The following is a 24,848-nucleotide window of genomic DNA, read 5'->3' as shown; positions in this document are numbered from 1 at the left end:
ATCATGAGCTATCACAACCCGCTGACGCCGCCACGCAAGTCCGCCACATTCGACGATGCCACGCTGGCGGAAATTCGTCGCGCTGCGGCAACCGGAATTTACGATATTCGCGGCGCCGGTACCAAGCGCAAGGTGCCACATTTCGATGACCTGCTGTTCCTTGGCGCATCGATTTCGCGTTACCCGCTCGAAGGGTACCGCGAGAAGTGCGATACGACGGTCACGCTTGGCACACGTTTTGCCAAAAAGCCGATCACCCTCAAGACACCGATCACCATTGCCGGCATGAGCTTTGGTGCGCTTTCCGGCAATGCCAAGGAAGCACTCGGCCGTGGCGCAACGCTGGCTGGCACATCCACCACCACCGGTGACGGTGGCATGACGGACGAAGAGCGCGGCCATTCACAGACGCTGGTCTACCAGTATCTTCCATCGCGTTACGGCATGAACCCTGTGGATCTGCGTCGCGCCGATGCTATCGAGGTTGTTGTTGGCCAGGGTGCAAAGCCAGGCGGCGGCGGCATGCTGCTCGGCCAGAAGATTTCGGACCGCGTTGCCAATATGCGCAATCTGCCAAAGGGCATCGACCAGCGTTCTGCCTGCCGTCATCCTGACTGGACCGGTCCGGACGACCTCGAAATCAAGATCCTGGAACTGCGTGAAATTACCGACTGGCAAAAGCCGATTTACGTCAAGGTCGGTGGCGCACGCCCCTATTACGATACAGCGCTTGCCGTGAAGGCTGGGGCCGACGTCGTGGTGCTTGATGGCATGCAGGGCGGCACTGCCGCCACGCAGGATGTATTCATCGAAAATGTCGGCATGCCGACACTCGCCTGCATTCGCCCTGCCGTTCAGGCACTGCAGGATCTGGGCATGCACCGCAAGGTTCAGCTGATCATCTCCGGTGGCGTTCGCTCCGGCGCAGATGTGGCAAAGGCCATGGCACTGGGTGCCGACGCTGTTGCAATCGGCACCGCAGCCCTGGTTGCCATCGGCGACAATGATCCAAAGTGGGAAGCAGAATACGCCAAGCTCGGCACGACAGCTGGCGCTTATGATGACTGGCACGAAGGCAAAGACCCGGCCGGCATCACCACGCAGGATCCTGAGCTGGCAGCCCGTCTTGATCCGGTTCTGGCCGGTCGCCGCCTCGCCAACTACCTCAAGGTCATGACGCTGGAAGCGCAAACCATCGCGCGCGCCTGCGGCAAGAACCACCTGCACAATCTTGAGCCTGAAGACCTCTGCGCATTGACGATGGAGGCTGCCGCCATGGCTCAGGTGCCTCTTGCCGGCACAAGCTGGTATCCCGGCAAAGCCGGCTTCTGATCTCGGCTCCGGCGCGTTTGGGAGGATGCGCCGGGCCCTTTCCATAAAAGTGTCTAGTATTCAGAACAAAGGGAACGCAAGTGACACTGGACCTCTCGAAATACGCCGCCGAAAGGGGCATTAAATACTTCATGATCAGCTATACGGACCTGTTTGGCGGCCAACGCGCCAAGCTGGTACCGGCAGCGGCAATCGCCGATATGCAGAAGGATGGCGCAGGTTTCGCCGGCTTTGCGACCTGGCTTGATCTGACACCCGCTCACCCCGATCTTTTTGCGGTTCCAGATCCGGATTCCGTCATCCAGCTGCCCTGGAAAAAGGATGTTGCCTGGGTTGCCGCAGATTGTGTGATGGATGGCAAACCGGTCGAGCAGGCACCACGCGTGGTGCTGAAACGGCTGATTGCCGAAGCTGCCGAGCAGGGGCTGCGCGTCAAAACAGGCGTTGAACCGGAATTCTTCCTGATTTCGGCCGATGGCTCGAAGATTTCCGATGAACTCGATACCGCAGACAAGCCCTGCTACGACCAGCAGGCCCTGATGCGCCGTTACGATGTCATCGCAGAAATTTGCGACAGCATGCTGGAACTTGGCTGGAAGCCCTACCAGAACGACCATGAAGACGCCAATGGCCAGTTCGAGATGAACTGGGAATATGACGATGCGTTGATCACCGCCGCCAAACATTCCTTCTTCAAATATATGGTCAAGTCGATTGCCGAAAAGCATGGCCTCAAGGCAACCTTCATGCCGAAGCCCTTCAAGGGGCTGACCGGCAACGGTTGCCACGCCCATATTTCGGTGTGGGACATGGCCGGCAAAACCAACGCTTTTGCCGACAAGAACATGCCATTCGGTTTGTCGGCGCAGGGCAAGACCTTCCTCGGCGGCATCATGAAACATGCCTCGGCGTTGGCGGCCGTTACCAACCCAACCGTCAATTCCTACAAGCGCATCAATGCACCACGCACCATCTCCGGTGCGACCTGGGCACCGAACACCGTCACATGGACCGGCAACAACCGTACCCACATGGTGCGTGTACCGGGACCGGGCCGTTTTGAACTTCGTCTTCCCGATGGTGCGGTCAATCCGTACCTGCTGCAGGCCATCATCATTGCCGCAGGCCTTTCCGGCATCCGTTCACAGGCTGATCCCGGTCCGCATTACGACATCGACATGTACCGCGAAGGTCACATGGTCACCGATGCGCCGAAACTGCCGCTCAATCTGCTGGATGCGCTGCGCGAATACGAGAAGGACACCGAGCTGCAGGCTGCACTTGGCACGGAATTCTCGGCCGCCTATCTCAAGCTCAAGACAGGGGAATGGAACACCTTTTGCTCCCATTTCACCGATTGGGAACGCAGCACAACGCTTGATATCTGATTTCCCCCAGCCGTCCATCCCTCGGGCCCTGACGGCTTTTTCCTCGCGTTATCCAACGCGAGGTTTTTTATTCACTGATCAAAGAAAGATCCCAGATGACCACCTATGTCCTGACCGTGACCTGCAAGTCCACCCGCGGCATCGTGGCGGCCATTTCCGGCTTCCTGGCCGGGATGGGCTGCAACATCGTCGATTCATCGCAGTTTGATGATCTGGGTAGTGGCAAGTTCTTCATGCGCGTTTCCTTCATCTCGGAAGAGGGCAAAACGGAACAGGAGCTGGCCGAAGGTCTGAAACCCATCTCGGAGAAATTCGAGATGGATATCGAGCTTTATAGCCAGGCATCACGGATGAAGGTTCTTTTGATGGTGTCGCGCTTCGGCCATTGCCTCAATGATCTTCTGTACCGCTGGAAGATCGGCGCCTTGCCGATCGATATTGTCGGCGTGGTCTCCAACCACTTCGATTACCAGAAGGTGGTCGTCAATCACGACATTCCCTTCCACCATATTCCGGTGACCAAGGAGAACAAACCGCAGGCCGAAGCCAAGATCATGGACATCGTTGACAGCACCGGTGCTGAACTGGTGGTGCTGGCACGTTACATGCAGGTGCTTTCCGACAAGATGTGCGAACAGATGTCGGGCAAGATCATCAATATTCACCACTCCTTCCTGCCAAGTTTCAAGGGTGCCAACCCTTACAAGCAGGCCTATCAGCGTGGCGTGAAACTGATTGGCGCAACCGCACATTATGTCACGGCCGATCTCGACGAAGGTCCGATCATCGAACAGGACACGGTGCGTATTACCCATGCCCAGTCGCCAGAGGATTACGTGTCGCTTGGCCGTGATGTCGAAGCGCAGGTGCTGGCGCGCGCCATTCATGCCCATATCCACCACCGGGTGTTTCTCAATGGCAGCCGCACCGTGGTTTTCCCGCCAAGTCCGGGAAGTTACGCGTCAGAGCGTATGGGATAAGCCTCCCAGACCCAGGCAATCGGCCATTTGCCTGCCTAGGTGACCTATTGGGTTGCGTTACACAACATGTTACAGTCATAGCGGTTGCCATCTTGCGTGGCAGCCGTTATGTTTTTGGTACGCCATAATACAGTTCACGCCGCAAGGCTCCGGACCAGCCCTCAAAGCATGGCGCAAGTCGCAGTGATTGAGAACGGAGTGAAATGCGGTGACCCTTAGTGCAACGATGAAGGTCGAGCGACCCACCAAAACCTTGCGTGAACTGGCTCTCGACAATCTGCGAGAAGCGATCGTCAGCGGTCATTTCAAACCCGGTGATCGACTGGTCGAGCGTGACCTGTGCGCGCAGCTCGGCGTCAGCCGTACGATTGTCCGTGAAGTGCTGCGCCATCTCGAATCAGAAGGGCTTGTTTCGACACTTGCCAATCGTGGCCCGATCGTCGCAACGCTTGATCTGAATGAAGCCCGACAGATCTACGAAATTCGTGGTGCGCTTGAAGGAATGGCAGCCCGTCTTTGCGCTGAAAAACGCGACGCAGCCATTGTTGCCGAGCTGGAAAAATCGCTGATCGGCATTCGCCAATCCTATAGCAACAAGGATATGCCGGGTGTTCTGGCCTATACGTCGGCATTTTATCAGACGCTTTTCAGCCGAGTCGATCGAGCGGTTGCCTGGGGAATCGTCAACTCACTGACCGTCCGCATCAATCATCTGCGCTCCATGACCATCAAGACCGAAAACCGGCATGTTGAAGGTCCGGCACAAATGGAACGGATCGTCGAAGCCATTCGCCGCGGTGACGGTGAAGCCGCCTATCAGGCCGCCATCGATCACGTCACAAGAGCCTCGGCAATCGCCGAACAAATCCTCTCGGCTCAGCTCAAAACTGCCTGATTTCATTACTCATTACTCAATCGGGCGGCAACCTTGCCGCCGGATTGTGCGCCTATGAAAAGGATCTGATTTTAATTCTCCGAATGCGCATACGCTGCTTGACACCCCAATCTCTTTGGTGTGATGGTATGCCATAATAAGTAATAAAGAATACAAAAAGGAGAACGTAATGAAGATTGGGAATATCCTCAAAACTGCCTTTTTAAGTGCAGTTGTTTTTACCTCTGCCAGCGCCGCTTTTGCGCAAAGCTGCACACCAAAAATCAGCGACGACAAACTCATCAAGCCCGGCCATCTCGTCATGGCAACCAGCCCGACATTGCCACCCATGGCCTATGCCGACCAGCAAGGTACGCTGAAAGGCCTGCGCATCGAGATCGGCTACGAGGTCGCCAAGCGCCTTTGCCTGACCGGCGAATATATCAGCACGGAATATGCAACAATGGTGCCAGGTTTGAAGGGCGGCCGTTGGGACATGATCAATGCCGGACTTTTCGTGACGCCTGAGCGCCGCAAGATCCTTTACATGATCCCTTATGAAAACCTGGCGATCAGCATTTCGACCGCGGTCAGCGGTGGCGAGCCGATCAAGACGGTGGACGATCTCGCCGGCAAGACCGTTAGCACCGATATCGGCGGTTATGCCGAACGCAAGATCAAGGAACTGAATGCCGACTTCAAACAGCGCGGCCTGAAAGAAATGACGATCAACCTGTTCGACAATTACGCGACGGTTTATCAGGCTCTGCGTGCCGGCCAGGTTCAGGCCGCCGTGTCCATCGATCCGGTTGCCAAGCAGTACCAGGATCGCGGTGAATTTACCCATGCGCTTTCTGGCATGTATCCGACCCCAGGCTCGCTTTCCTTTGGCAGCAAGGACGTGGCTGATGCCGTGTCTGGCGCACTCAAGGAAATGAAGGCTGATGGCACCCTCGAAAAGATGATGTCTGCTTACGGCGTATCCCAGGCGCCCGGCGATCTCTCGGTGCTCGACCAGGAAGGCTGAGCCTTCTTATCCCTTTGATCGAGACTATCCCAGCGAGGGCAACCTCGCTGCGATTGCCTATGCGTGAATTTTGGAGATTGTTATGCAGAGTGGATGGAACTGGGAAGGCTTCTTTGAATACCTGACCAATTATTACCTGTTCGAGGGTGCGCTGGTAACGCTTGGACTGACGGTATTTGCAATGAGTGCCGGTCTTGTTCTCGGCTTCATCATCGCGGTCATGCGAATGTCGAAATACAAGTTCCTGTCCGGACCGGCTTATTTCTACATCTGGATTTTCCGTGGCACGCCACTGCTGGTGCAGTTGATCATCATCTATACCGGCCTGCCGCAGCTCGGCATCAAATTCACGGTCATCCAGTCGACCCTGCTTGGGCTTGCACTCTGTGAGGCCGCTTATCTCTCTGAAATCATTCGTGCCGGCATCAACGCCGTGCCACGCGGTCAGGTCAATGCGGCACTGGCCATCGGCATGCGCCCAACCCAGGTCATGCGTTATATCGTTGCCCCGCAGGCGCTGCGCATCATCATTCCGCCGCTTGGCAACTCGGTAAATGGTGTTCTCAAGACGACGTCCATCGCCTCGATCATTTCGATGGAAGAGTTGCTGCGCCGTACACAGGTTCTCATTCAGGAGAAGTTTCTGGTTCTCGAACTCTTCATGGTCGCCGCACTCTATTACCTCGCCATGACCACGGCCTGGGAACTGATCCAGCGCCGCATCGAAAAGCGCTTCGGCAAGGCCTATGGCCCGATGTCCTCGGACGCACATTAAGGAGACAGGCTGATGAGCAACACCACCACCATGATTGAACTTCAGTCCGTCAGCAAATGGTATGGCCCGCAGTTTCAGGTTCTGAAAAAATGCAGCCTGACGGTCAGCAAAGGAGAGGTTGTCGTTGTCTGCGGCCCATCCGGCTCCGGTAAATCGACCCTGATCAAATGCGTCAATGCGCTGGAAACCATCGGTGAAGGCAACATAAACGTCACCGGCATTCCGGTTCACGATCCCAAGACGGATCTGCCTAAACTGCGCTCCAAGGTCGGCATGGTTTTCCAGCATTTCGAGCTGTTCCCGCATCTGACGATCGTGGAAAACCTCTGCATCGGTCAGGAAAAGGTGCTGGGCCGCAGCAAGGCGGAAGCCCATGCCAAGGCAGAAGCGCTGTTGCAGCGCGTCGGACTGACCGCCCACGCCAAGAAATATCCGAGCCAGCTTTCCGGTGGCCAGCAGCAGCGTGTGGCAATCGCCCGTGCCTTGGCAATGGATCCCGTTGCCATGCTGTTTGACGAACCGACATCGGCGCTTGATCCTGAGATGATCAACGAGGTGCTCGATGTCATGGTTTCGCTGGCGCAAGAAGGCATGACGATGATGGTTGTGACCCATGAGATGGGCTTTGCCCGCAAGGTGGCAGACCGGATCGTCTTCATGGATGGCGGCGAGATCGTTGAAGTTGGCGACGGCGAAAGCTTCTTCGACAACCCGAAGACAGAACGCGCCAAATCCTTCCTGTCGAAGATCCTGGCGCACTAACCGTCCCAATCCCAGTCCAGAAAAATTGAGCGGAGCCCCGCAATGATCAACCGTGTCCTGATGCCACGCGAAATACTCGTCGGTGGTGGTAGTCGTTTCAAGCTGTCGCAGGTTCTTGCCGCAACAGGCGTGCGCAAACCGTTGCTGGTCACCGACCCTGTTATGGTCAAGCTCGGCCATGCCCAGGCCCTGCAAGCCTCGCTTGCCGAGGCAGGTCTGGCCGCCGATATATTTTCCAACGTGGTTGAAGACCCGACGGATATCTCGGTTGGTGACGTTGTCACGCGCATCAAGGCCGGTGAGCATGACGGGCTGGTGGCGCTTGGTGGTGGTAGTGCCATTGATACGGCAAAAGCGGCCGCCATTGTTGCCACCACCGGGGAGACACTGGTGAGCCTGAAAGTCCCGCGCATCGTGGATGCAACGGTTATGCCTGTCATCTCCATTCCAACCACTGCAGGCACCGGATCGGAAGTCACGCGTGCTGCGGTGATTACCGACACGGCAGCCCATGAAAAAATGCTGATCCTTGGCACGGCTGCATTGCCAACCGCTGCCATTGCCGACTTTGAGCTGACATTGACCTGCCCCTACCGGGTGACCGTTGATACCGGCATCGATGCGCTGACCCATGCGCTCGAGGCCTTGGTCAACCGCAATGGCAATCCGCATTCCGAAGCACTGGCCCTATCGGCGTTGAAGCTGATCGGCGCCAATCTCGAACGTGCTGCCGCTGCACCGGATGACCGGGACGCCCGCGAGGCCATGATGCTGGGAGCCCTGCATGCGGGCCTTGCTGTCTCCAATACCTCCACCGCATTGATCCATGGTCTCAGCCGTCCGATCGGCGCATTTTTCCATGTGCCGCATGGCATGTCGAACGCGATGGTCCTGCCGCTCGTCACCCGGTATTCGCTTGCCGCCGCGCCAAAACATTATGCCGCTGCAGCGCGCGCATTGGGTTATGCCAACGAGGCAGATACCGATGGGGTCGCCGGCATAAAACTGGTCGATGCCTTTATCGATCTCAATGATCGTCTCGACGTACCGACGCCTGAGAAATTCGGCATCAATCGCACGCGCTACACGGAGCTGCTGCCGGAAATGGTCAGACAGGGGCTGGCATCCGGCACGCCTGGAAACAATCCACGCGTTCCCAACGAGGCGGAAATGGCGCGGCTTTATGAACTCGCCTACGACGGCCGCGTCGACTTTTAACCAGTCAATTCAACGGGTCAGCAACAAATCGCGGACAGCGAAAAAATTCCGTTTGACTCGCATATATTATGGCATACCATAACACGTAATAGAGAACTAAGGAGCCGACATGTCCATCCAAATCCGCAAGACCCTGTTGCAGGTCGAGACCACGCTCATCGAGGGGGGCAAGGCTGCTCCAACGCCGCTCAAGTTCTTCTCCGCCTTCGCAGTGGTCAAAAACCCATGGGCAGGGCGCGGTTTCGTGGAAGACCTCAAGCCTGAGATCCATGCGGCAGCCCCGGTTCTCGGTGAGCTTCTGACCCGCATGATCATCGAGGCGGTCGGCTCGGGTGAAGCGGTCGAAGGTTATGGCAAGGCAGCCGTTGTTGGTCTGGACGGCGAAATCGAACACGCCTCGGCGTTGATCCACACGCTGCGGTTCGGCAACCACTACCGCACCGCCGTTGGTGCAAAGTCCTACCTCGCTTTTTGCAACACGCGTGGCCCGGCCAATGCGCCGATCATGATCCCGCTGATGGACAAAAATGATGAAGGCCGCCGTTCGCATTACATGACAATTCACACCTCCATTCCCGATGCCCCAGCCGCCGACGAGATTGTCGTTGCTCTTGGCGCCTCGGTTGGCGGTCGTCCGCATCACCGCATCGGCAACCGTTATGAAGACCTGAAAGACCTTGGCCAGGACGTCGCCAATCCCGCTGGCGTGTGATTGGTGGGGGAGGGAGTGATGCCGAACGCCATCGACCCATCAGCGGCTCCGGCTCCAGTCAGTCGGCCCGGCTACGCCCGCCAGAAAACACCGGGTGGCGTGGCATATTTCGAGGCTGGTGAAGGCCAGCCTCTGGTTCTCATTCACGGCGTCGGAATGCGCCTGGAAGCCTGGGAACCGCAGATTGCCGAACTGTCGAAAACCAGCCGCATCATCGCCGTCGACATGCCGGGACATGGTGAAAGCGACAAGCTGCCATCCGGCAGCAGCATCAAGGATTTTGTGGCCTGGCTTGGCCGCTTTCTGGACGAAATGAAACTGGAGCGCGTCAGCATTGCCGGCCACTCCATGGGCGCAATGATTTCCGGTGGCGTTGTCGCCACCTTTCCGGAAAGAATTGCCCGCGTTGCCTACCTGAACGGCGTCTACAAACGTGGCCCTGAAGCCAAGGCAGCCGTGCTGGCACGCGCAGCCTCCATTGCTTCGGAGGGCGTGGACAAGGAAGGGCCGCTGCTGCGCTGGTTCGGAGATGATCCGGATAGCAACCGCGCCCGTGCACTGACACGCGGCTGGCTGGAGGCGGTTGATCCACAGGGATATGCCACCGCTTACGGCGCATTTGCGGCAGGCGACGGTGTCTATAGCGACTGCTGGTCGAAGGTCGTTTGCCCGGCCATGTTCCTGACGGGGGATGGGGATCCAAATTCAACGCCTGAAATGGCGGAAAGCATGGCACAACAGGCTGTCAACGGCTGGGCGGAGATCATCAAGGGCCACCGCCACATGGTCAACATGACGGCGCCGGACCTTGTCAATCAATACATGCGCCACTGGCTGGCGACGAAGGAGGAGACGAGATGAGCACGCAGACGCTGGAACCAAGAGCACTCAGGGATGCGTTCGGCGCATTCATGACCGGTGTGACGGTCGTTACGACGACAAATGCCGAGGGAGACCCGATCGGGTTTACCGCCAACAGTTTTTCCAGCGTCTCGCTTGATCCACCGCTTCTGCTCGTCTGTCTCGCCAAGTCATCCCGCAATTACCAGACATTGATGACAGCACCGGGTTTTGCGGTGAACATTCTTTCCGAAGACCAGAAGGATGTTTCCAACACTTTTGCGCGACCGGTCGAAGATCGTTTTGCCGCAGTGGATTGGCAGAAAGGCCCGTTCGGCTCGCCGGTTTTTGCCGGAGTTGCCGCCTGGTTTGACTGCTCGGCCCATGACCGTGTCGATGCTGGCGACCATGTCATCCTGATTGGCAAGGTCGAAGGCTTTGAAAACTTCGGCAGCACCGGTCTCGGTTATGCCCGCGGTGGTTATTTCACCCCTGCACTCACCGAAAAGAACCTCCTTTCCAATGTCGAAGGCAGTCTTTCGGTTGGCGTCGTTGCAGAACGGGCTGGTGAAATTCTCTTGGTGCCGGATGCCGGCGATGGCTGGACCCTGCCATCGGTCGACAAGGCAGAGAGCGAAGGCATCGACGCGCTGGAACCGCAATTCACGGCTGGCATCGGCCTGTCGATCCAGACCGGCCTTTTGTTCTCCATCTATGAGGACACCAAGGCGGGCAGCCAGCATATCGTTTATCGTGCAGCCTTGGGCGCGGGGGCACCACGGCAGGGACAACTGTTCCCGCTTCAGCACCTGCCTCTCGACAAGATCCAGGATTCGGCAATCCGGGAGACAGTCAAACGTTACGCGCAGGAAAGCGCACTCGGGAATTTCGGTATCTATTTCGGCAACCAGGAAAAAGGCCGCGTTCACGCCGTGGCCAAAAAAGGGTGAATTATGAAGTTCTCGCTTTTCGTTCATATGGAACGGCTGAATGCCAGCCAGAACCACGAAGAACTCTATGAAGAATTCATCAAGCTGTGCGAGATCGCCGACAAGGGTGGCATGCATGCCATCTGGACCGGCGAACACCACGGCATGGAGTTCACCATTGCCCCCAATCCGTTCGTCAACCTGGCCGATCTCGCCAATCGTTTCAAGAATGTCCGCCTTGGCACAGGCACGGTGATTGCGCCTTTCTGGCATCCGATCAAGCTAGCCGGCGAGGCAGCAATGACCGACCTTATCAGCGGTGGCCGTCTTGATCTTGGCATTGCCCGTGGCGCTTACAGCTTCGAATATGAGCGACTATTCCCGGGCCTTGATGCCTGGGGTGCCGGCCAGCGCATGCGTGAACTGATCCCGGCCGTCAAGAACATCTGGGCGGGCGACTATGCCCATGATGGCGAATTCTGGAAATTCCCCTCGACCACCTCTGCACCCAAACCGCTGCAGCAACCGCATCCGCCGATCTGGGTTGCCGCGCGTGACCCCAACAGCCATGAATTTGCCGTGGCCAATGGCTGCAATGTTCAGTGCACGCCATTGGCCAATGGTGAGGCGGAAATCGCCAGCCTGATGGAGCGTTTCAACGCTGCCTGCGACAAGGCACCAGAGATAAAACGCCCGAAAATCATGCTGCTGCAGCACACCTATGTTGGCTCTGACGAGGACGACATCGCTCTCGCTGCCAAGGAAATCAGCACCTACTACAACTACTTCTTTGCCTGGTTCAAAAATGAACGCCCGATCCATCAGGGCCTGATCCAGACATTGAGTGAAGACGAGTTGAACGCAAACCCCAACCTGTCGCCCGACAAGATGATCACCAACATGCCAATCGGGCGTGCTGACACGGTGATCGACCGTCTCAAGGTTTACGAACAACAGGGTTGGGATGAATATTCATTCTGGATTGATACCGGCATGAGCTTCGAGCGCAAGAAAGCGTCGCTCGAACGTTTCATCGCCGATGTCATGCCAGCATTCCGGTGAGGCTGAAATGCAGAACTTCCAGCAATATATCGACGGTGTTTTTGACGACGGATCGGCGCGTTTCGACAGCATCGATCCGGCCACGGGCAAGGTCTGGGCTTCGATGCCGGAGGCTCGCGAAACCGATGTCGACCGCGCAGTCAAAGCCGCCGAAACGGCTTTGTGGGAGGGTGCATGGCCAGCCCTGACGGCAAGCGCCCGTGGAAAACTTCTCTACAAACTGGCTGATCTGGTCCAGGCAAATGCGCAGCGCCTTGCCGAATTGGAAACCCGTGACACCGGCAAAATCATCCGGGAAACCTCGGCGCAGATTGCCTATGTCGCGGATTATTATCGTTATTATGCCGGTTTGGCCGACAAGATTGAAGGCTCGACACTTGCCATCGACAAGGCCGAGATGGATGTCTGGACGCGGCGCGAGCCTGTGGGTGTGGTGGCCGCAATCGTTCCCTGGAACAGCCAGCTATTTCTCGCAGCCGTCAAGATTGGCCCAGCACTGGCTGCCGGTTGCACGCTTGTCGTCAAGGCATCGGAAGACGGGCCGGCACCATTGCTGGAATTTGCCCGACTGGTGCATGAAGCTGGTTTTCCAAAGGGCGTGCTGAACGTCATAACAGGTTTTGGTCCGTCCTGCGGCAGCGCGTTGACCCGCCATCCCGGCGTTGCCCACATTGCCTTTACCGGCGGCCCGGCAACGGCCGCCCATGTCGTGCGCAATTCCGCAGACAATCTTGCCAGCACATCGCTGGAACTAGGCGGCAAATCACCCTTTATCGTGTTTGCTGATGCCGATCTCGAAAGTGCTGCCAACGCGCAGGTGGCTGGTATTTTTGCAGCGACCGGCCAGAGCTGCGTTGCCGGATCACGCCTGCTTGTCGAACGCTCCGTCAAGGATCAGTTTGTCAGCCTTTTGAAAGCAAAGGCCGAAGCCATTCGTATTGGTACCCCGCTAGAAATGGCAACCGAGGTTGGCCCGCTTTGCACCAAACGCCAGCGCGACCATGTAGAACAGGTCGTAGCAGCCTCGGTCACTGCAGGTGCCAAAGTGGTGACTGGTGGCAGCAAGGGTGAGGGCGACGGTTTTTATTACCTGCCAACCATTCTGGATTGCGACGGTGTCAATTCGCCATCCGTTGAGACGGAGCTGTTCGGCCCGGTCCTTTCGGTGGTGTCCTTCACCAGCGAGGATGAAGCGGTCGCACTGGCCAACGATACCCGATACGGCCTTGCATCCGGCGTGTTCACCCAAAACCTGACACGCGCCCACCGCATGGTAAAACGCATCCGCGCCGGCATCGTCTGGATCAACACCTACCGTGCCGTTTCGCCGATTGCGCCATTTGGTGGCTACGGCCAGTCTGGCCATGGCCGCGAGGGCGGACTTGCCGCAGCGCTTGATTTTACCCGGACAAAAACCGTGTGGCTGAGAACCTCGGATGAGCCGTTCCCAGATCCATTTGTGATGCGGTGAGCGCCATGTTGTACGAGATGCGAACCTATCGACTGAAAAACGGTGCCGTTCCCGAATACCTCAAGGTGGTCGGAGAGATCGGCATCACCATCCAGAAGAAGCATCTCGGCAATCTCGTTGGTTACTTCTCCTCGGAAATCGGTGCGATCAATGAAATCGTCCACATCTGGGGTTTTGACAGTCTTGACGACCGGCAGGCACGGCGTGCCCGACTTGCCGCCGATCCCGAATGGCAGGCTTTCCTGCCGAAAATACGCGACCTGATCGTCACAGGTGAAAACAAGATCATGACGCCAGCGGCCTTCTCGCCGCTTGGTGGGAAAGTGCCTGAATAAAACAACCTGACACACATAAAATAAGGAACGGGAACATGCAGAAATCAGCCTTCATCGCATTGCTTGCTGCCACTGTCGGGTTAGCGAGCAACGCTTTTGCCGCAGACATGGTGTTCACCAGCTGGGGCGGCACAACGCAGGACGCGCAGAAACAGCATTGGGCAGATACGTTTTCTGCCGCATCAGGCACAAACGTCACGCAGGATGGCCCAACCGACTACGGCAAGCTTAAGGCCATGGTTGAATCCAACGGTGTCGCCTGGGATGTCGTTGACGTTGAAGGCGATTATGCCGTGCAGGCCGGCAATGCGGGCTTGCTCGAAAAGCTCGATTTCTCGGTGATTGACAAGAGCAAGCTCGATCCGCGCTTTGTCACGGATTATTCGGTTGGCAGTTTTTATTATTCCTTCGTCATCGGCTGCAACAAGGACGCCGTCGATGCCTGCCCCAAGAGCTGGGCTGACCTGTTCGACCTCGCGAAATTCCCGGGCAAACGCACCTTCTACAAGTGGTCCGCACCCGGCGTCATGGAAATGGCATTGCTCGCGGATGGCGTTCCGCTCGACAAGCTCTACCCGCTTGACCTCGACCGCGCCTTCAAGAAACTCGACACGATCAAGTCCGAGATCGTCTGGTGGGACAGTGGCGCACAGTCACAACAGCTGCTTGCCTCGGCAGAAGCACCGTTCGGCTCGTTCTGGAATGGTCGACTGACCGCACTTGCCCAGACCGGCGTCTCGGTTGAGACCTCCTGGACCAACAACATTACCGCAGCCGATGCGCTTGTCGTGCCCAAGGGCACCAAGAACAAGGATGCAGCAATGAAGTTCATCGCCAATGCCACCAGTGCCAAGGCGCAGGCAGACTTTGCCACCACAACCGGTTACGCGCCGATCAATCTCGACTCTGCGGCATTGATGGATGGTGAGTTGCGCAAGACGCTGCCGGACATGCAAGCTGACACCCAGGTCAATGCCGACATGACCTACTGGGCAGCAAACCGCGATGAGATCGGCACGCGCTGGTACGCCTGGCAGGCGAAGTAACCTCAATCCAAATGTCACATCACGGGCCGGGTAAACCCGCCCGTGATTTCCGCAAGAACCAGGGAGGTTCGTTATGGTTCAGTCAGCGACGACTGGCGGTGAAGGAACAAAGGTAAGGCGGGAAAGCAATTTCAACTACGTCGTCCCGGCGCTGTTGCTGATCGCGTTCTTCTTTATCATTCCCGTGCTCATGCTTTTGATGCGCAGCGTGCTTGAACCCACACCGGGTCTGCAGAACTATGCCGAACTCCTGGGTTCCACGACCTATCTGCGCGTCTTCATGAACACCTTCATCGTCGCCGGGTTGGTTACCATCATCTCTGTGCTGATCGGTTATCCCGTCGCATGGTTGCTCGCCATCATGCCGGAGCGCTGGGCGCGGCTGATCCTTGCCATCATCATCCTGTCAATGTGGACCAACCTGCTGGCCAGAACCTATGCCTGGATGGTGCTTCTGCAACGCACCGGCGTGGTCAACAAGATGCTGATCGGCCTTGGTATCATCGACAAGCCACTCGCCCTTGTGAACAATCTGGTCGGTGTGACCATCGGCATGACCTACATCATGTTGCCCTTCGTCATTCTGCCGCTGATCGGCGTGATCAAGTCCATTGATCCGGCCATTTTGCGGGCTGCGGCACTATGCGGCGCCAACAAACGTCAGGCTTTTGCACGTGTGCTTCTGCCATTGTCTCTGCCCGGCATTGCCGCTGGCGCCTTGATGGTGTTCGTCATGTCGCTTGGATATTACGTTACGCCGGCACTGCTTGGTGGCACATCCAACATGATGTTGGCCGAACTTGTTGCGCAATTCGTGCAGTCGCTGGTCAACTGGGGCATGGGCGGCGCGGCCGCACTAGTTCTGCTGCTGGTGACGCTGGCGCTTTACGCCATCCAGCTCAAATTCCTGAACCCGAACCGGACGAGGTAAGCCATGTTGCTCGATTTCGACAAGCTTGGTGGCCTCAGGCCGATCCTGATCGGACTGGCTATTATCGTCTGTCTGTTCTTGATCCTGCCGATCGCCTTCATCGCAGCGCTGTCCTTCGGCTCGTCGCAGTGGCTGATCTTCCCGCCACCATCATGGACACTCAAGTGGTACGAGGCGCTGTTTGCCGATCCCCGCTGGTTTTATTCGGCGCTGACCAGCCTGAAGATTGCGACCATTGTAACGGTGCTGTCAGTGGTGCTTGGCTTCCTCGCGGCCCTTGGCCTGAACCGCGGTACATTTGTGGGGCGTGAGATCTTGCGCGCCCTGTTTCTCACACCGATGATCCTCCCCGTCGTGGTGCTGGCAGTTGCGCTGTATGCCCTGTTCCTGCAGCTCGGCCTTGCCGGCACCACGATTGCGTTTGTCATCGCCCATCTGCTGATTGCGCTACCCTTCTCGATCATATCGATCGGTAATGCATTGGAAGGTTTCGACAAATCGATCGAGGATGCCGCAATCCTGTGTGGCGCAAGCCCCTGGGAGGCACGCTTGCGTGTCACGGTGCCGGCCGTCAGCCACGGAATTTTCGCCGCAGCGATCTTTTCCTTCCTCGCCTCCTGGGATGAAGTTGTTCTTGCCATCTTCATGGCAAGTCCGACGCTGCAAACGCTGCCGGTCAAGATCTGGTCGACACTTCGCCAGGACCTGACACCCGTTATTGCCGCTGCCTCCACCATTCTCATCGCCTTCACCATCCTGCTGATGGTTCTGGCTGCACTCTTCCGCAAGGGACGCAAAGCATGACCCAGCCATTTCTTTCCATTCGTGGCATCCGCAAGACCTATGGCCCGGTCACAGCCGTCAAGAGCGTCACCATGGATGTTGCCGAAGGCGAGTTCATGACCTTTCTCGGACCATCCGGTTCCGGCAAGTCAACGACCCTCTACATCTTGGCCGGGTTTCAGGACCCGACCGAAGGCGACATCCTGCTCAAAGGTCAGAGCCTGCTGTCAACGCCATCGCACAAACGCAATATCGGCATGGTGTTTCAGCGCTACACGCTGTTTCCGCATCTGACGGTTGGTGAAAACGTCGCCTTTCCCCTGCGCATTCGCCGCGTTGGTCAGGCGGAAGTTGCAGAGCGGGTGAAAAAAGCCCTCAAACTCGTTCGTCTGGACGGTTTCGAGGATCGCAAACCAGCCTTGATGTCGGGTGGTCAGCAGCAGCGCGTCGCATTGGCGCGTGCACTTGTCTATAATCCGCCGGTTCTTTTGATGGATGAACCGCTCTCGGCGCTCGACAAGAAACTGCGTGAGGAAATCCAGTTCGAAATTCGCCGTATCCATCAGGAAACTGGCGTCACCATTCTCTATGTCACCCACGATCAGGAAGAAGCTCTGAGACTTTCCGACCGTATCGCCGTGTTCAGCCAGGGCGAGATTGACCAGATCGGCACCGGCCAGGAACTGTATGCCAATCCGGCCACCCATTTTGTGGCGGGCTTTATCGGTGACAGCAATTTCATCAATGTTGAGGTACTGTCGAGTGCTGACGGTAAGGCAAGATTGTCATTGCCGGGCGGCACGGTGATTGATGGTGTGCCGATGCATGCCGGCAAGGCAGGTGGCAAATCTGCCTCTTTGCTGTTGCGGCCGGAGCGGCTGTCGCTTTCGGACGCCCGTGTCGACAATGGGCTTGTTGTCACCATCAATGACATCACTTTCCTGGGTAATAACATCGAGGTCAGCACCGAAACAGGCAATGGCGACAGCCTGTCCGTGCGTCTGCCTTTCGGCCATCAGGCAATTTCCAGCATCAGCCGGGGCGACAAGGCCTGGCTGAGTTTCGAACCGAGTGCCACACACGCATTTGCGTGATAGCCTGCGCGGAAACCGGCGCCGCCGGTTCCGCAATTTGCACCTGATCTGAAGTCATAAAAGAAGGCACCTGCCATGGCCCTGTCCGATACATTGCTCGCCAAATTGAAAGACCGCTCACTCGCCACCGACAAGGCTTTGATAAATGGCGAATGGCTGGCAGCGGGTGAAGGCGGTGCAACCTTTGTTGTCACCAACCCGTCCAATGGCGAGGTCATCGCCACCTTGCCAGACATGACCCGCAGCGATGCAGCCCGTGCCATTGACGCCGCCCACGAGGCACAGAAGCTCTGGGCAAAAAAGACCGGCAAGGAACGCGCCGCAGTGCTGCGCAAACTCTATGATCTGATGGTCGCCAACGCAGATGATCTGGCCGCGATCCTGACCATGGAAATGGGTAAACCACTGGCCGAAGCGAAAGGCGAAATCCTTTATGGCGCGGCGTATGTCGAATGGTTCGGCGAAGAAGCCAAACGTGTCTATGGCGATACCATTCCCGGCCATCAGCCAGACAAACGCATCATCGTGCTGAAACAGCCCGTTGGTGTTGTCGCTTCCATCACGCCGTGGAATTTCCCCAACGCCATGCTGGCCCGCAAATTTGCACCTGCCGTTGCTGCTGGCTGCACCATGGTTTCCAAACCGGCCGCTGAAACGCCACTGTCTGCACTGGCGCTTGCTGTTCTGGCGGACCGCGCCGGCCTTCCCGCAGGTGTTTTCAATGTCGTGACCTCCCGCAAATCTGCCGATATTGGCCAGGAGTTCACCGAAAACGACAAGGTTCGCAAACTGACCTTCACTGGATCGACCGGTGTGGGCAAAATCCTGATGCGTCAGGGCGCAGAGCAGATCATGAAGCTCGGCCTCGAACTTGGCGGCAATGCACCTTTCATCGTGTTTGATGATGCTGATCTGGATGCCGCTGTCGAAGGGGCGATGATTTCGAAATATCGCAACAATGGCCAGACCTGCGTCTGCGCCAACCGTATTTATGTGCAGGCTGGCGTCTATGACGCCTTCGCGGAAAAACTTGCCGCCAAGGTGTCCGCCATGAAAATTGGCGACGGTTTTGAAGAGGGTGTCGTCGCAGGCCCACTGATCACTGAAAAAGCCCTCGAAAAAGTCGAGGAACACATTGCCGATGCGCTGGAAAAAGGCGGGAAAATTGCCGTTGGCGGTAAACGTGACGCACGCGGCGGGCTGTTTTTCCAACCGACGATTTTGACCGGCATTACCTCGGCCATGAAGGTTGCCAAGGAAGAGACCTTCGGTCCGGTCGCGCCGCTCTTCCGTTTTCAAACGGAAGAGGATGTCATCGAAATGGCCAATGATACCGAGTTTGGCCTTGCATCCTATTTCTACGCCAAGGATCTGTCGCGTGTCTTCCGTGTCGCAGAAGCGCTTGAATATGGCATGGTCGGCATCAATACCGGCCTGATTTCCACCGAGGTTGCGCCCTTTGGTGGCATCAAACAATCCGGTCAGGGCCGTGAAGGTTCAAAATACGGTATCGAAGACTATGTCGAGGTAAAGTACCTCTGCCTGCAGGTCGACTGACACTGCAATAAGCGACCCTTCCATCAGCGGAGGGTCGCCTTTTCATGGCCGCGATCAACGCCGATCAGCCGGGCAGCAGGGCTTGCGCATAACGCATTGATCCGGAGTTCTAAGGCTCAGTCCCGCTTCTTGATCGTGCTGTAGATGATGTTGCGGTTCTCACCGAACCACACCTTGGTATCAACGGTGTTTTTATCCGCACTGGCATTGGCAACCCGCCACATGTCAGCCTCGGAGCGCTGCAGCAGTTCCCAGTTCATGTAGGATTCCATGTAACCGTCATCGGCCATTTCATCGGAGAAATTGGCAAACAGGAACGTGCCGCCCGGTTTCAACATCTCCATGCACACCTGGGTCAATCGGATCGCCACCTTGTCCGCCAGATAGTCATAAAGACCGGCCGCATAGATGAAATCAAACGTGCCGATCTTGTGTTTTTTGGCAAGCAGTCCACGAACCGAGCCATCGATAGGTTCGATGCAGGTACCACGGAACTGGGTGGTAATTGACGCGATGCTCAACGGGTCCTGATCAAGTGCGACCCAACGTTTGATGCCACCATTCTTGAGCGCCTGCGAGTTTTCAGCTTCACGCAGGTGACCGGCCGCAACGGTCAGAATTTCTGTTTCCGGTCCGACCTCCGCCGCAACCTGATCAACATAATGGGTCAGAATATCCCGCCGCTCGCGTACGGCGACCGGTCCAGGCGCGCTGCGCGTATATTCGAAAATCTCAAGGCCGAGAGGTGTGGATTTTTCCACCTCATGTGCCACGTCGTCGTGGCCGTAAATGAAGTCGATCAGGCTTGCATCACCGGAATAACCGCGCGGCTTTTCAAACGACCAACGGGTAAACGGGCATTGCTGCATGATCTTGGCAGAAGGGTGAGCCTGAATGACTGGAATAAGTCTCTGCCACACGGCAGGGCCGAATTTCCACCTGATATCATGCATCTGGGCAATCAGCCACTGAGCGGCATCGGGGATGTTGCTGCCAGCAGCAAATCTCTGGTTGGCGAGGCTCATGACAAGTGCAAATTCAGCTTCCGCTGTTTTTAAAAGATCGGTTTCGTCATGTCTGTCGGACGGTAGGCGATGATTGCTGACTGACTGGGGAGTAATCAAACTTTCGCCGTCGAGGGAAAACAAAGGCTGAGCCATACGAACCTCATACTGAATCAATGGTTAACAAAAAAGTTAAAATCTTCAGTATTTTGGCAGCACGTCAAGTTCGCGGGTACAATGTTTATCAACAACTCACCGCTTTCACTTTCGTGAGAAGTTTAGAAAACGTTAATAACCCAACGATATATGAAACATGGGTCAGTCTCGGTGTAGAGACTGGTATGGCTTGCGCAGAGTGATCGAGAGTTGACCTTAAGCTTCGCTGGAGGATCAATAAAATCAATGCGCTGGATGTTGGGTGAGTAGCGCATGATGCACATCTTAGCCGAGAACACTGTGCCTGCCGTGAGGCCGGCGCTTTCGTCTGAGCAGATGCGCGTCCTTTATCGGCAGGAAAGCGAGCTCAGTCGCAAAGGTGTGACGCGCCACGGTCTGTGGATCGCAGTCGCGGCGTATATCGCCTATTCCGCGACCGATTATCTATTTCTGCCAGACGTCGCACTTTATACCATTGCGGGACGCCTCGCTGTGGGCATTTGCGCGCTGCTCCTGTTGGAGTTGCTGCTGCATTTTAACGTGCGTGCTGACACCGTTGATGTGGTCGCTGCCGTGTCCGTCCTGTCAGCCTACGTCGTCTGGCTCTCGACCGGCTGGATGACCAGCGGCGCAAATGCCTTTTCCTATTACATGGTGTTCGGCGCCATCTTCATGATGAGCGTCAATCTGTTTTTCAGTTTCCGGTTTCCGGTGGCCTTCGTTGCCTCGGCAACGAACATGCTGATATTCGTCGGTTTTCTCTACATCTTCGAGCCGATGCCGCTACTCTACAAACTGATCCTTGGCGCCTTCTGTATTTCCTGCTTCATTTTTACGTCCTACGTGAACCTGCAACTGAACAGGGAGCGCTACAAGGTCTTCTTGAACGCCTATGAAGCGCGCCAACAGCAGACTGCCGCCGAAGAGCGTGGACAGGCCCTTTTACATCTGTCGATCACCGACTCACTGACCGGGCTTGAAAACCGCCGCGCCATCGATCAACGCCTGCGCGACTATTGGCGCGACTGGCTGGAACAGGGTACCGGTTTTGCAATTCTGCTGATCGATGTCGATTTTTTCAAGCGCTACAACGATTGCTACGGCCACCAGGAGGGTGACCGCTGCCTGATTGCAGTATCGCAACGTCTTCGAACCGTCGCCGCCTCACACGGTGCAATCATCGGCCGTTATGGCGGTGAGGAATTCATTGTCATCGCACCGACAGATACACCCGAACGAGCGACCGAACTTGCCCTGGCCATCTGTACTGCGGTTCGTGCCATGGCCTACCCCCATGAGGCGAGGCGCGATGGCACCACCATTGTAACGGTCAGTGTTGGCGTGTCACACACGCGTGGCCACTCCAATCAGGTGGACCGGGTCATTCACGAGGCAGACCGCGCGCTTTATGCCGCCAAGGCCAGCGGGCGAAACTGTATCCGCGTGTTCGACCACACCGACCCACTGATCAACGACGACAGCGAGAACATTGCGGCAATCCTCAAAATTGCCCTTGAACAGCATCTTGTTTCCCTCGTTTATCAACCGATCCGCAACGTCAAGACAGGTGAATTGAGCGGAGCGGAAGCCCTTATGCGGCTGAAAATGCTGGACGGAACACCTGTTCTGCCAAGCACCTTTATTCCGATTGCCGAAAGAACTGGCGCAATCATTGAACTCGGCCGCTGGGCAATCCGCACGGTTTGCAGCGACCTGCTTGCGACCAATCTGGTCAAGGTTGCCAGCGTCAACGTCTCGCCCATCGAACTGAAAAGGCCCGGTTTTGCGACCTATGTTGCAGGCACATTGGCCGAATTTGGCCTGCTCGGCTCACGTCTCGCCTTCGAGATCACCGAAGGTATCGAACTGGAAATGGACCAGGATGTCGTGCGTTGCATCACGGATCTCAGAAAACTTGGCGCGCAAATCTGGCTTGATGATTTTGGAACCGGCTTTGCCGGTCTTTCCTGGCTACGCCTAATCGAATTCGATACCGTCAAGATCGACCGCTCATTCCTGCATGATTGCGACACGGAACGCGGGAGGATGATGCTGCGCGACATCATCACCCTGCTGCGCAATCGCGGTCTGCGCATTCTCGTTGAAGGCGCTGAAACCGAAGAGCACGTTGTGCTGATGAAGCAATATGGCATCGACCAATTGCAGGGCTTTTATGTTGGGCGCCCGGTGCCAGTCAGCCAGTTTGAAGCCTATGAAGTGCTGCGCCGTTCAACGGTCAGCGGCAATTCGCTCATCCAGAAATGACGGCACAAGGTTCGAAAAACGGCATCACGACGACGTGTTGCCGCACGGGAAACATGTCTGGCCACCGCAATTTCAAACCCAGTACACGAAATTTTGCATGGTACCCGATTGCTAAAATGACATCTTTGTCCCACATCGCACTATAAAGAATTGACATCACAACCGGGATCCAAGCTGAATGCACGTTAGATATGGTTTCATCGCCCTAATCCTCGCAATCGCCTCACCGGCCTATTCGCTTGAATCTGGAACCGTGCCGGTCCTCGTGCCGCAGGAACAACAGGGCCAAGCCGCACATCTGAGTTCGCTGTTCCTGGAAAGGAACGCCTACAAGCCTGTACCGCTTGATGATGCCCTGTCTGTGAAGGTAATGGATGCCTTCATCAAGTCGCTTGATCCCGATCGCAGCTTTTTTCTGCAGGCCGACATCGACGGTTTCATGGCCAAGAAAAATGAGCTTGATGACGACATCATGCGCGAGGACCTCAGCGTCCCGTATTCGATCTTCAATCTCTATTCCCAGCGCATGGTTGATCGCCTGACCTATGCGCGGGCGCTGCTCAGCCAGAAGTTCGATTTCAACACGCAAGAGACCTATTCGCTGGCACGCGACAAGGGGCCGTGGCCGCAGTCGGAACAGGAAATCAACGAACTCTGGCGCAAGCGCGTCAAGGCTGACTGGTTGCGCTTGAAGCTGGCGGGTCAGGCTGACGCGGCAATTCGCAACACGCTCGACAAACGGTACAAAAACATTCTTGAGCGTGTTTACACCTACAAGAGTGACGACGTTTTCCAATCCTTCATGGCCGCCTATACCGCATCGGTTGATCCGCATACCGACTATTTCGGAGCCGCGGCATCGTCTGCCTTCGACATTTCCATGAAGCTTTCGCTGGTTGGTATCGGCGCCGTCCTGCAGGAGCGCGACGGTTACACAACGGTGCGTGAACTGGTGGCGGGTGGCCCGGCACAATTGTCCGGAAAGCTTGCTGTGGGTGACCGTATCATCGGCGTCGGCCAGGGTGAAAATGGCGATGTCGAGGATGTGGTTGGAACCCGTCTTGACGCCGTTGTGCAGTTGATCCGTGGTGAAAAGGATTCCGTCGTTCGTCTTGACATTCTGCCGGCTGACGCTGGCGATGCTGGCAGCCACCGGGTCATCAGCCTGGTGCGCGACAAGGTCAATCTGGAAAAGCAGGCCGCGCAGAAGACGATCGTTCCAATCGAAAACGGCGGTGTCGCCCGCAAGATTGGTGTGATTACCCTGCCGACATTTTATGAGGACTTTGACGCCAGACAAAACGGCGACAAGGACTATAGAAGCGCAAGCCGCGACGTTGCAAAACTGCTTTCCGAACTGAAGCAGGAGAAGGTGGATGGCGTTCTGGTGGACCTGCGCGACAATGGCGGCGGGTCACTGTCGGAAGCGATTGAGCTGACGGCGCTGTTTACCGGCAAGGGACCCGTGGTTCAACAACGCAATGCCGGTGGCAAGATCAAGGTACAGGGCGACGATCTGTCCAAGGCCGCATGGACTGGCCCGATGGGCGTGTTGATCAATCGCGGATCGGCCTCAGCTTCGGAAATTTTTGCAGCAGCGATCCAGGATTATGGCCGTGGCGTGGTTGTTGGTGAGGCAAGCTTCGGCAAGGGCACGGTGCAAACCGTGGTTGACCTTGACCAGGTGGCACGCAACAACGAACCGAAATATGGCCAGCTGAAGTTTACCGTTGCCCAGTTCTTCCGCGTCAATGGCGGCACCACGCAGTTGCGCGGTGTGACACCTGATATCAGCCTGCCTGGTCTGTCAGATCCAAAGGCCTTTGGTGAGGCAAGTTATGAGAATGCCTTGCCCTGGGCTGAGATCAAGCCAGTCAAATACAAGGTCGACGCCAGAACAGCCGGCCTGTTGCCGCAGCTCCAGCACCTGCATGACGCCCGCGTACAAAAAGACGCTGATTTTCAACGCTTTATCGAAGATGCCGCCGAATTGAAGGTTCAGCGCGACAAACAGACCATTTCGCTCAACGAAACGGAACGTCGCAATGAGCAGGCTGCGTTGACGCAACGTCTGAAAGCACGTGAAGCGGACAATGACGGTCTGACACCACGCCAGGATGATGGCCTGCAGTCGGATGAACGCAGCCTTGCGGCTGACATCGCGATTGAAAATGCCCGCAAGAACGCCAAGGATGTTCTGAAAAACGAGGCGGCAGCGATCGTTGCCGATCAGGCGCAATTGCTCAAGCAGGCAAAATAAGGCTGGAGATCAGGCGATTTCCGGTCACAGCGACCTGACGAAACACC

General features: G+C 56.6%; 22 protein-coding genes. 21 read left to right on the top strand and 1 reads right to left on the bottom strand.

The window, feature by feature from the left end; all coding sequences use genetic code 11:
- Window positions 1-3 precede the first annotated feature (3 nt).
- From RT613_RS05555 to RT613_RS05465, 19 genes are all read left to right on the top strand, one after another.
- A complete protein-coding gene (locus RT613_RS05555) occupies window positions 4-1,332 on the top strand; it encodes an FMN-binding glutamate synthase family protein (RefSeq protein ID WP_313608010.1) in 1,329 nt (442 codons plus the stop codon).
- 80 nt (window positions 1,333-1,412) lie between these two features.
- On the top strand, window positions 1,413-2,720 hold the full coding sequence (glnT, locus tag RT613_RS05550; RefSeq protein ID WP_313613624.1) for a type III glutamate--ammonia ligase: 1,308 nt from the start codon (window positions 1,413-1,415) through the stop codon (window positions 2,718-2,720).
- A gap of 95 nt (window positions 2,721-2,815) precedes the next feature.
- Window positions 2,816-3,700, top strand: a complete 885-nt coding sequence (gene purU, locus RT613_RS05545; RefSeq protein ID WP_172873096.1) for a formyltetrahydrofolate deformylase — start codon at window positions 2,816-2,818, stop codon at window positions 3,698-3,700.
- Between the two features lie 226 nt (window positions 3,701-3,926).
- Complete coding sequence (locus RT613_RS05540; protein ID WP_313613804.1) at window positions 3,927-4,595, top strand: GntR family transcriptional regulator; 669 nt, start codon at window positions 3,927-3,929, stop codon at window positions 4,593-4,595.
- 169 nt (window positions 4,596-4,764) lie between these two features.
- A complete protein-coding gene (locus RT613_RS05535; RefSeq protein WP_172873097.1) occupies window positions 4,765-5,601 on the top strand; it encodes a transporter substrate-binding domain-containing protein in 837 nt (278 codons plus the stop codon).
- Between the two features lie 82 nt (window positions 5,602-5,683).
- Entirely contained in the window at window positions 5,684-6,376 is a 693-nt protein-coding gene (locus RT613_RS05530; RefSeq protein WP_172873098.1) for an amino acid ABC transporter permease, read from the top strand.
- 30 nt (window positions 6,377-6,406) lie between these two features.
- On the top strand, window positions 6,407-7,138 hold the full coding sequence (locus tag RT613_RS05525; RefSeq protein WP_313613803.1) for an amino acid ABC transporter ATP-binding protein: 732 nt from the start codon (window positions 6,407-6,409) through the stop codon (window positions 7,136-7,138).
- A 42-nt stretch (window positions 7,139-7,180) separates the two neighbouring features.
- Complete coding sequence (locus RT613_RS05520) at window positions 7,181-8,356, top strand: iron-containing alcohol dehydrogenase (RefSeq protein ID WP_313613622.1); 1,176 nt, start codon at window positions 7,181-7,183, stop codon at window positions 8,354-8,356.
- Window positions 8,357-8,465: 109 nt separating this feature from the next.
- On the top strand, window positions 8,466-9,068 hold the full coding sequence (locus RT613_RS05515) for an amino acid synthesis family protein (protein ID WP_313613620.1): 603 nt from the start codon (window positions 8,466-8,468) through the stop codon (window positions 9,066-9,068).
- A gap of 18 nt (window positions 9,069-9,086) precedes the next feature.
- Complete coding sequence (locus tag RT613_RS05510; protein WP_313613618.1) at window positions 9,087-9,929, top strand: alpha/beta hydrolase; 843 nt, start codon at window positions 9,087-9,089, stop codon at window positions 9,927-9,929.
- Window positions 9,926-10,858 (top strand): flavin reductase family protein, encoded by a 933-nt coding sequence (locus tag RT613_RS05505; RefSeq protein ID WP_313613616.1) that lies wholly within the window; start codon window positions 9,926-9,928, stop codon window positions 10,856-10,858. The genes RT613_RS05510 and RT613_RS05505 overlap by 4 nt, the downstream gene beginning before the upstream one ends.
- A 3-nt stretch (window positions 10,859-10,861) precedes the next feature.
- Complete coding sequence (locus tag RT613_RS05500; RefSeq protein ID WP_313613614.1) at window positions 10,862-11,899, top strand: LLM class flavin-dependent oxidoreductase; 1,038 nt, start codon at window positions 10,862-10,864, stop codon at window positions 11,897-11,899.
- A 7-nt stretch (window positions 11,900-11,906) separates the two neighbouring features.
- Window positions 11,907-13,370, top strand: a complete 1,464-nt coding sequence (locus RT613_RS05495) for an aldehyde dehydrogenase (RefSeq protein ID WP_313613612.1) — start codon at window positions 11,907-11,909, stop codon at window positions 13,368-13,370.
- A gap of 5 nt (window positions 13,371-13,375) precedes the next feature.
- Entirely contained in the window at window positions 13,376-13,705 is a 330-nt protein-coding gene (locus RT613_RS05490) for an NIPSNAP family protein (protein WP_313613610.1), read from the top strand.
- Between the two features lie 35 nt (window positions 13,706-13,740).
- Window positions 13,741-14,751, top strand: a complete 1,011-nt coding sequence (locus RT613_RS05485; protein ID WP_313613609.1) for an ABC transporter substrate-binding protein — start codon at window positions 13,741-13,743, stop codon at window positions 14,749-14,751.
- A gap of 73 nt (window positions 14,752-14,824) precedes the next feature.
- A complete protein-coding gene (locus RT613_RS05480; protein WP_313613608.1) occupies window positions 14,825-15,682 on the top strand; it encodes an ABC transporter permease in 858 nt (285 codons plus the stop codon).
- Between the two features lie 3 nt (window positions 15,683-15,685).
- Window positions 15,686-16,486, top strand: coding sequence for an ABC transporter permease (locus tag RT613_RS05475; protein ID WP_313613606.1), 801 nt, complete (start codon window positions 15,686-15,688; stop codon window positions 16,484-16,486).
- Window positions 16,483-17,559, top strand: coding sequence for an ABC transporter ATP-binding protein (locus tag RT613_RS05470; RefSeq protein ID WP_313613604.1), 1,077 nt, complete (start codon window positions 16,483-16,485; stop codon window positions 17,557-17,559). The genes RT613_RS05475 and RT613_RS05470 overlap by 4 nt, the downstream gene beginning before the upstream one ends.
- Before the next feature lie 75 nt (window positions 17,560-17,634).
- Window positions 17,635-19,116, top strand: a complete 1,482-nt coding sequence (locus tag RT613_RS05465) for an NAD-dependent succinate-semialdehyde dehydrogenase (protein WP_313613602.1) — start codon at window positions 17,635-17,637, stop codon at window positions 19,114-19,116.
- 116 nt (window positions 19,117-19,232) lie between these two features.
- Here RT613_RS05465 and RT613_RS05460 read toward each other — a convergent pair whose 3' ends face one another.
- On the bottom strand, window positions 19,233-20,276 hold the full coding sequence (locus RT613_RS05460) for a class I SAM-dependent methyltransferase (protein ID WP_313613600.1): 1,044 nt from the start codon (window positions 20,274-20,276) through the stop codon (window positions 19,233-19,235).
- Between the two features lie 273 nt (window positions 20,277-20,549).
- Here RT613_RS05460 and RT613_RS05455 point away from each other — a divergent pair, with 273 nt between their 5' ends.
- A complete protein-coding gene (locus RT613_RS05455; RefSeq protein ID WP_409558773.1) occupies window positions 20,550-22,541 on the top strand; it encodes a putative bifunctional diguanylate cyclase/phosphodiesterase in 1,992 nt (663 codons plus the stop codon).
- A gap of 178 nt (window positions 22,542-22,719) precedes the next feature.
- A complete protein-coding gene (locus RT613_RS05450) occupies window positions 22,720-24,801 on the top strand; it encodes a carboxy terminal-processing peptidase (RefSeq protein ID WP_313613599.1) in 2,082 nt (693 codons plus the stop codon).
- Window positions 24,802-24,848 lie beyond the last annotated feature (47 nt).

Origin of the sequence: Agrobacterium sp., from assembly GCF_032092815.1 — a bacterium.
In the GTDB taxonomy this organism is placed as follows: Bacteria; Pseudomonadota; Alphaproteobacteria; order Rhizobiales; family Rhizobiaceae; genus Agrobacterium.
This window is presented reverse-complemented; position numbering and strand designations above follow the sequence as displayed.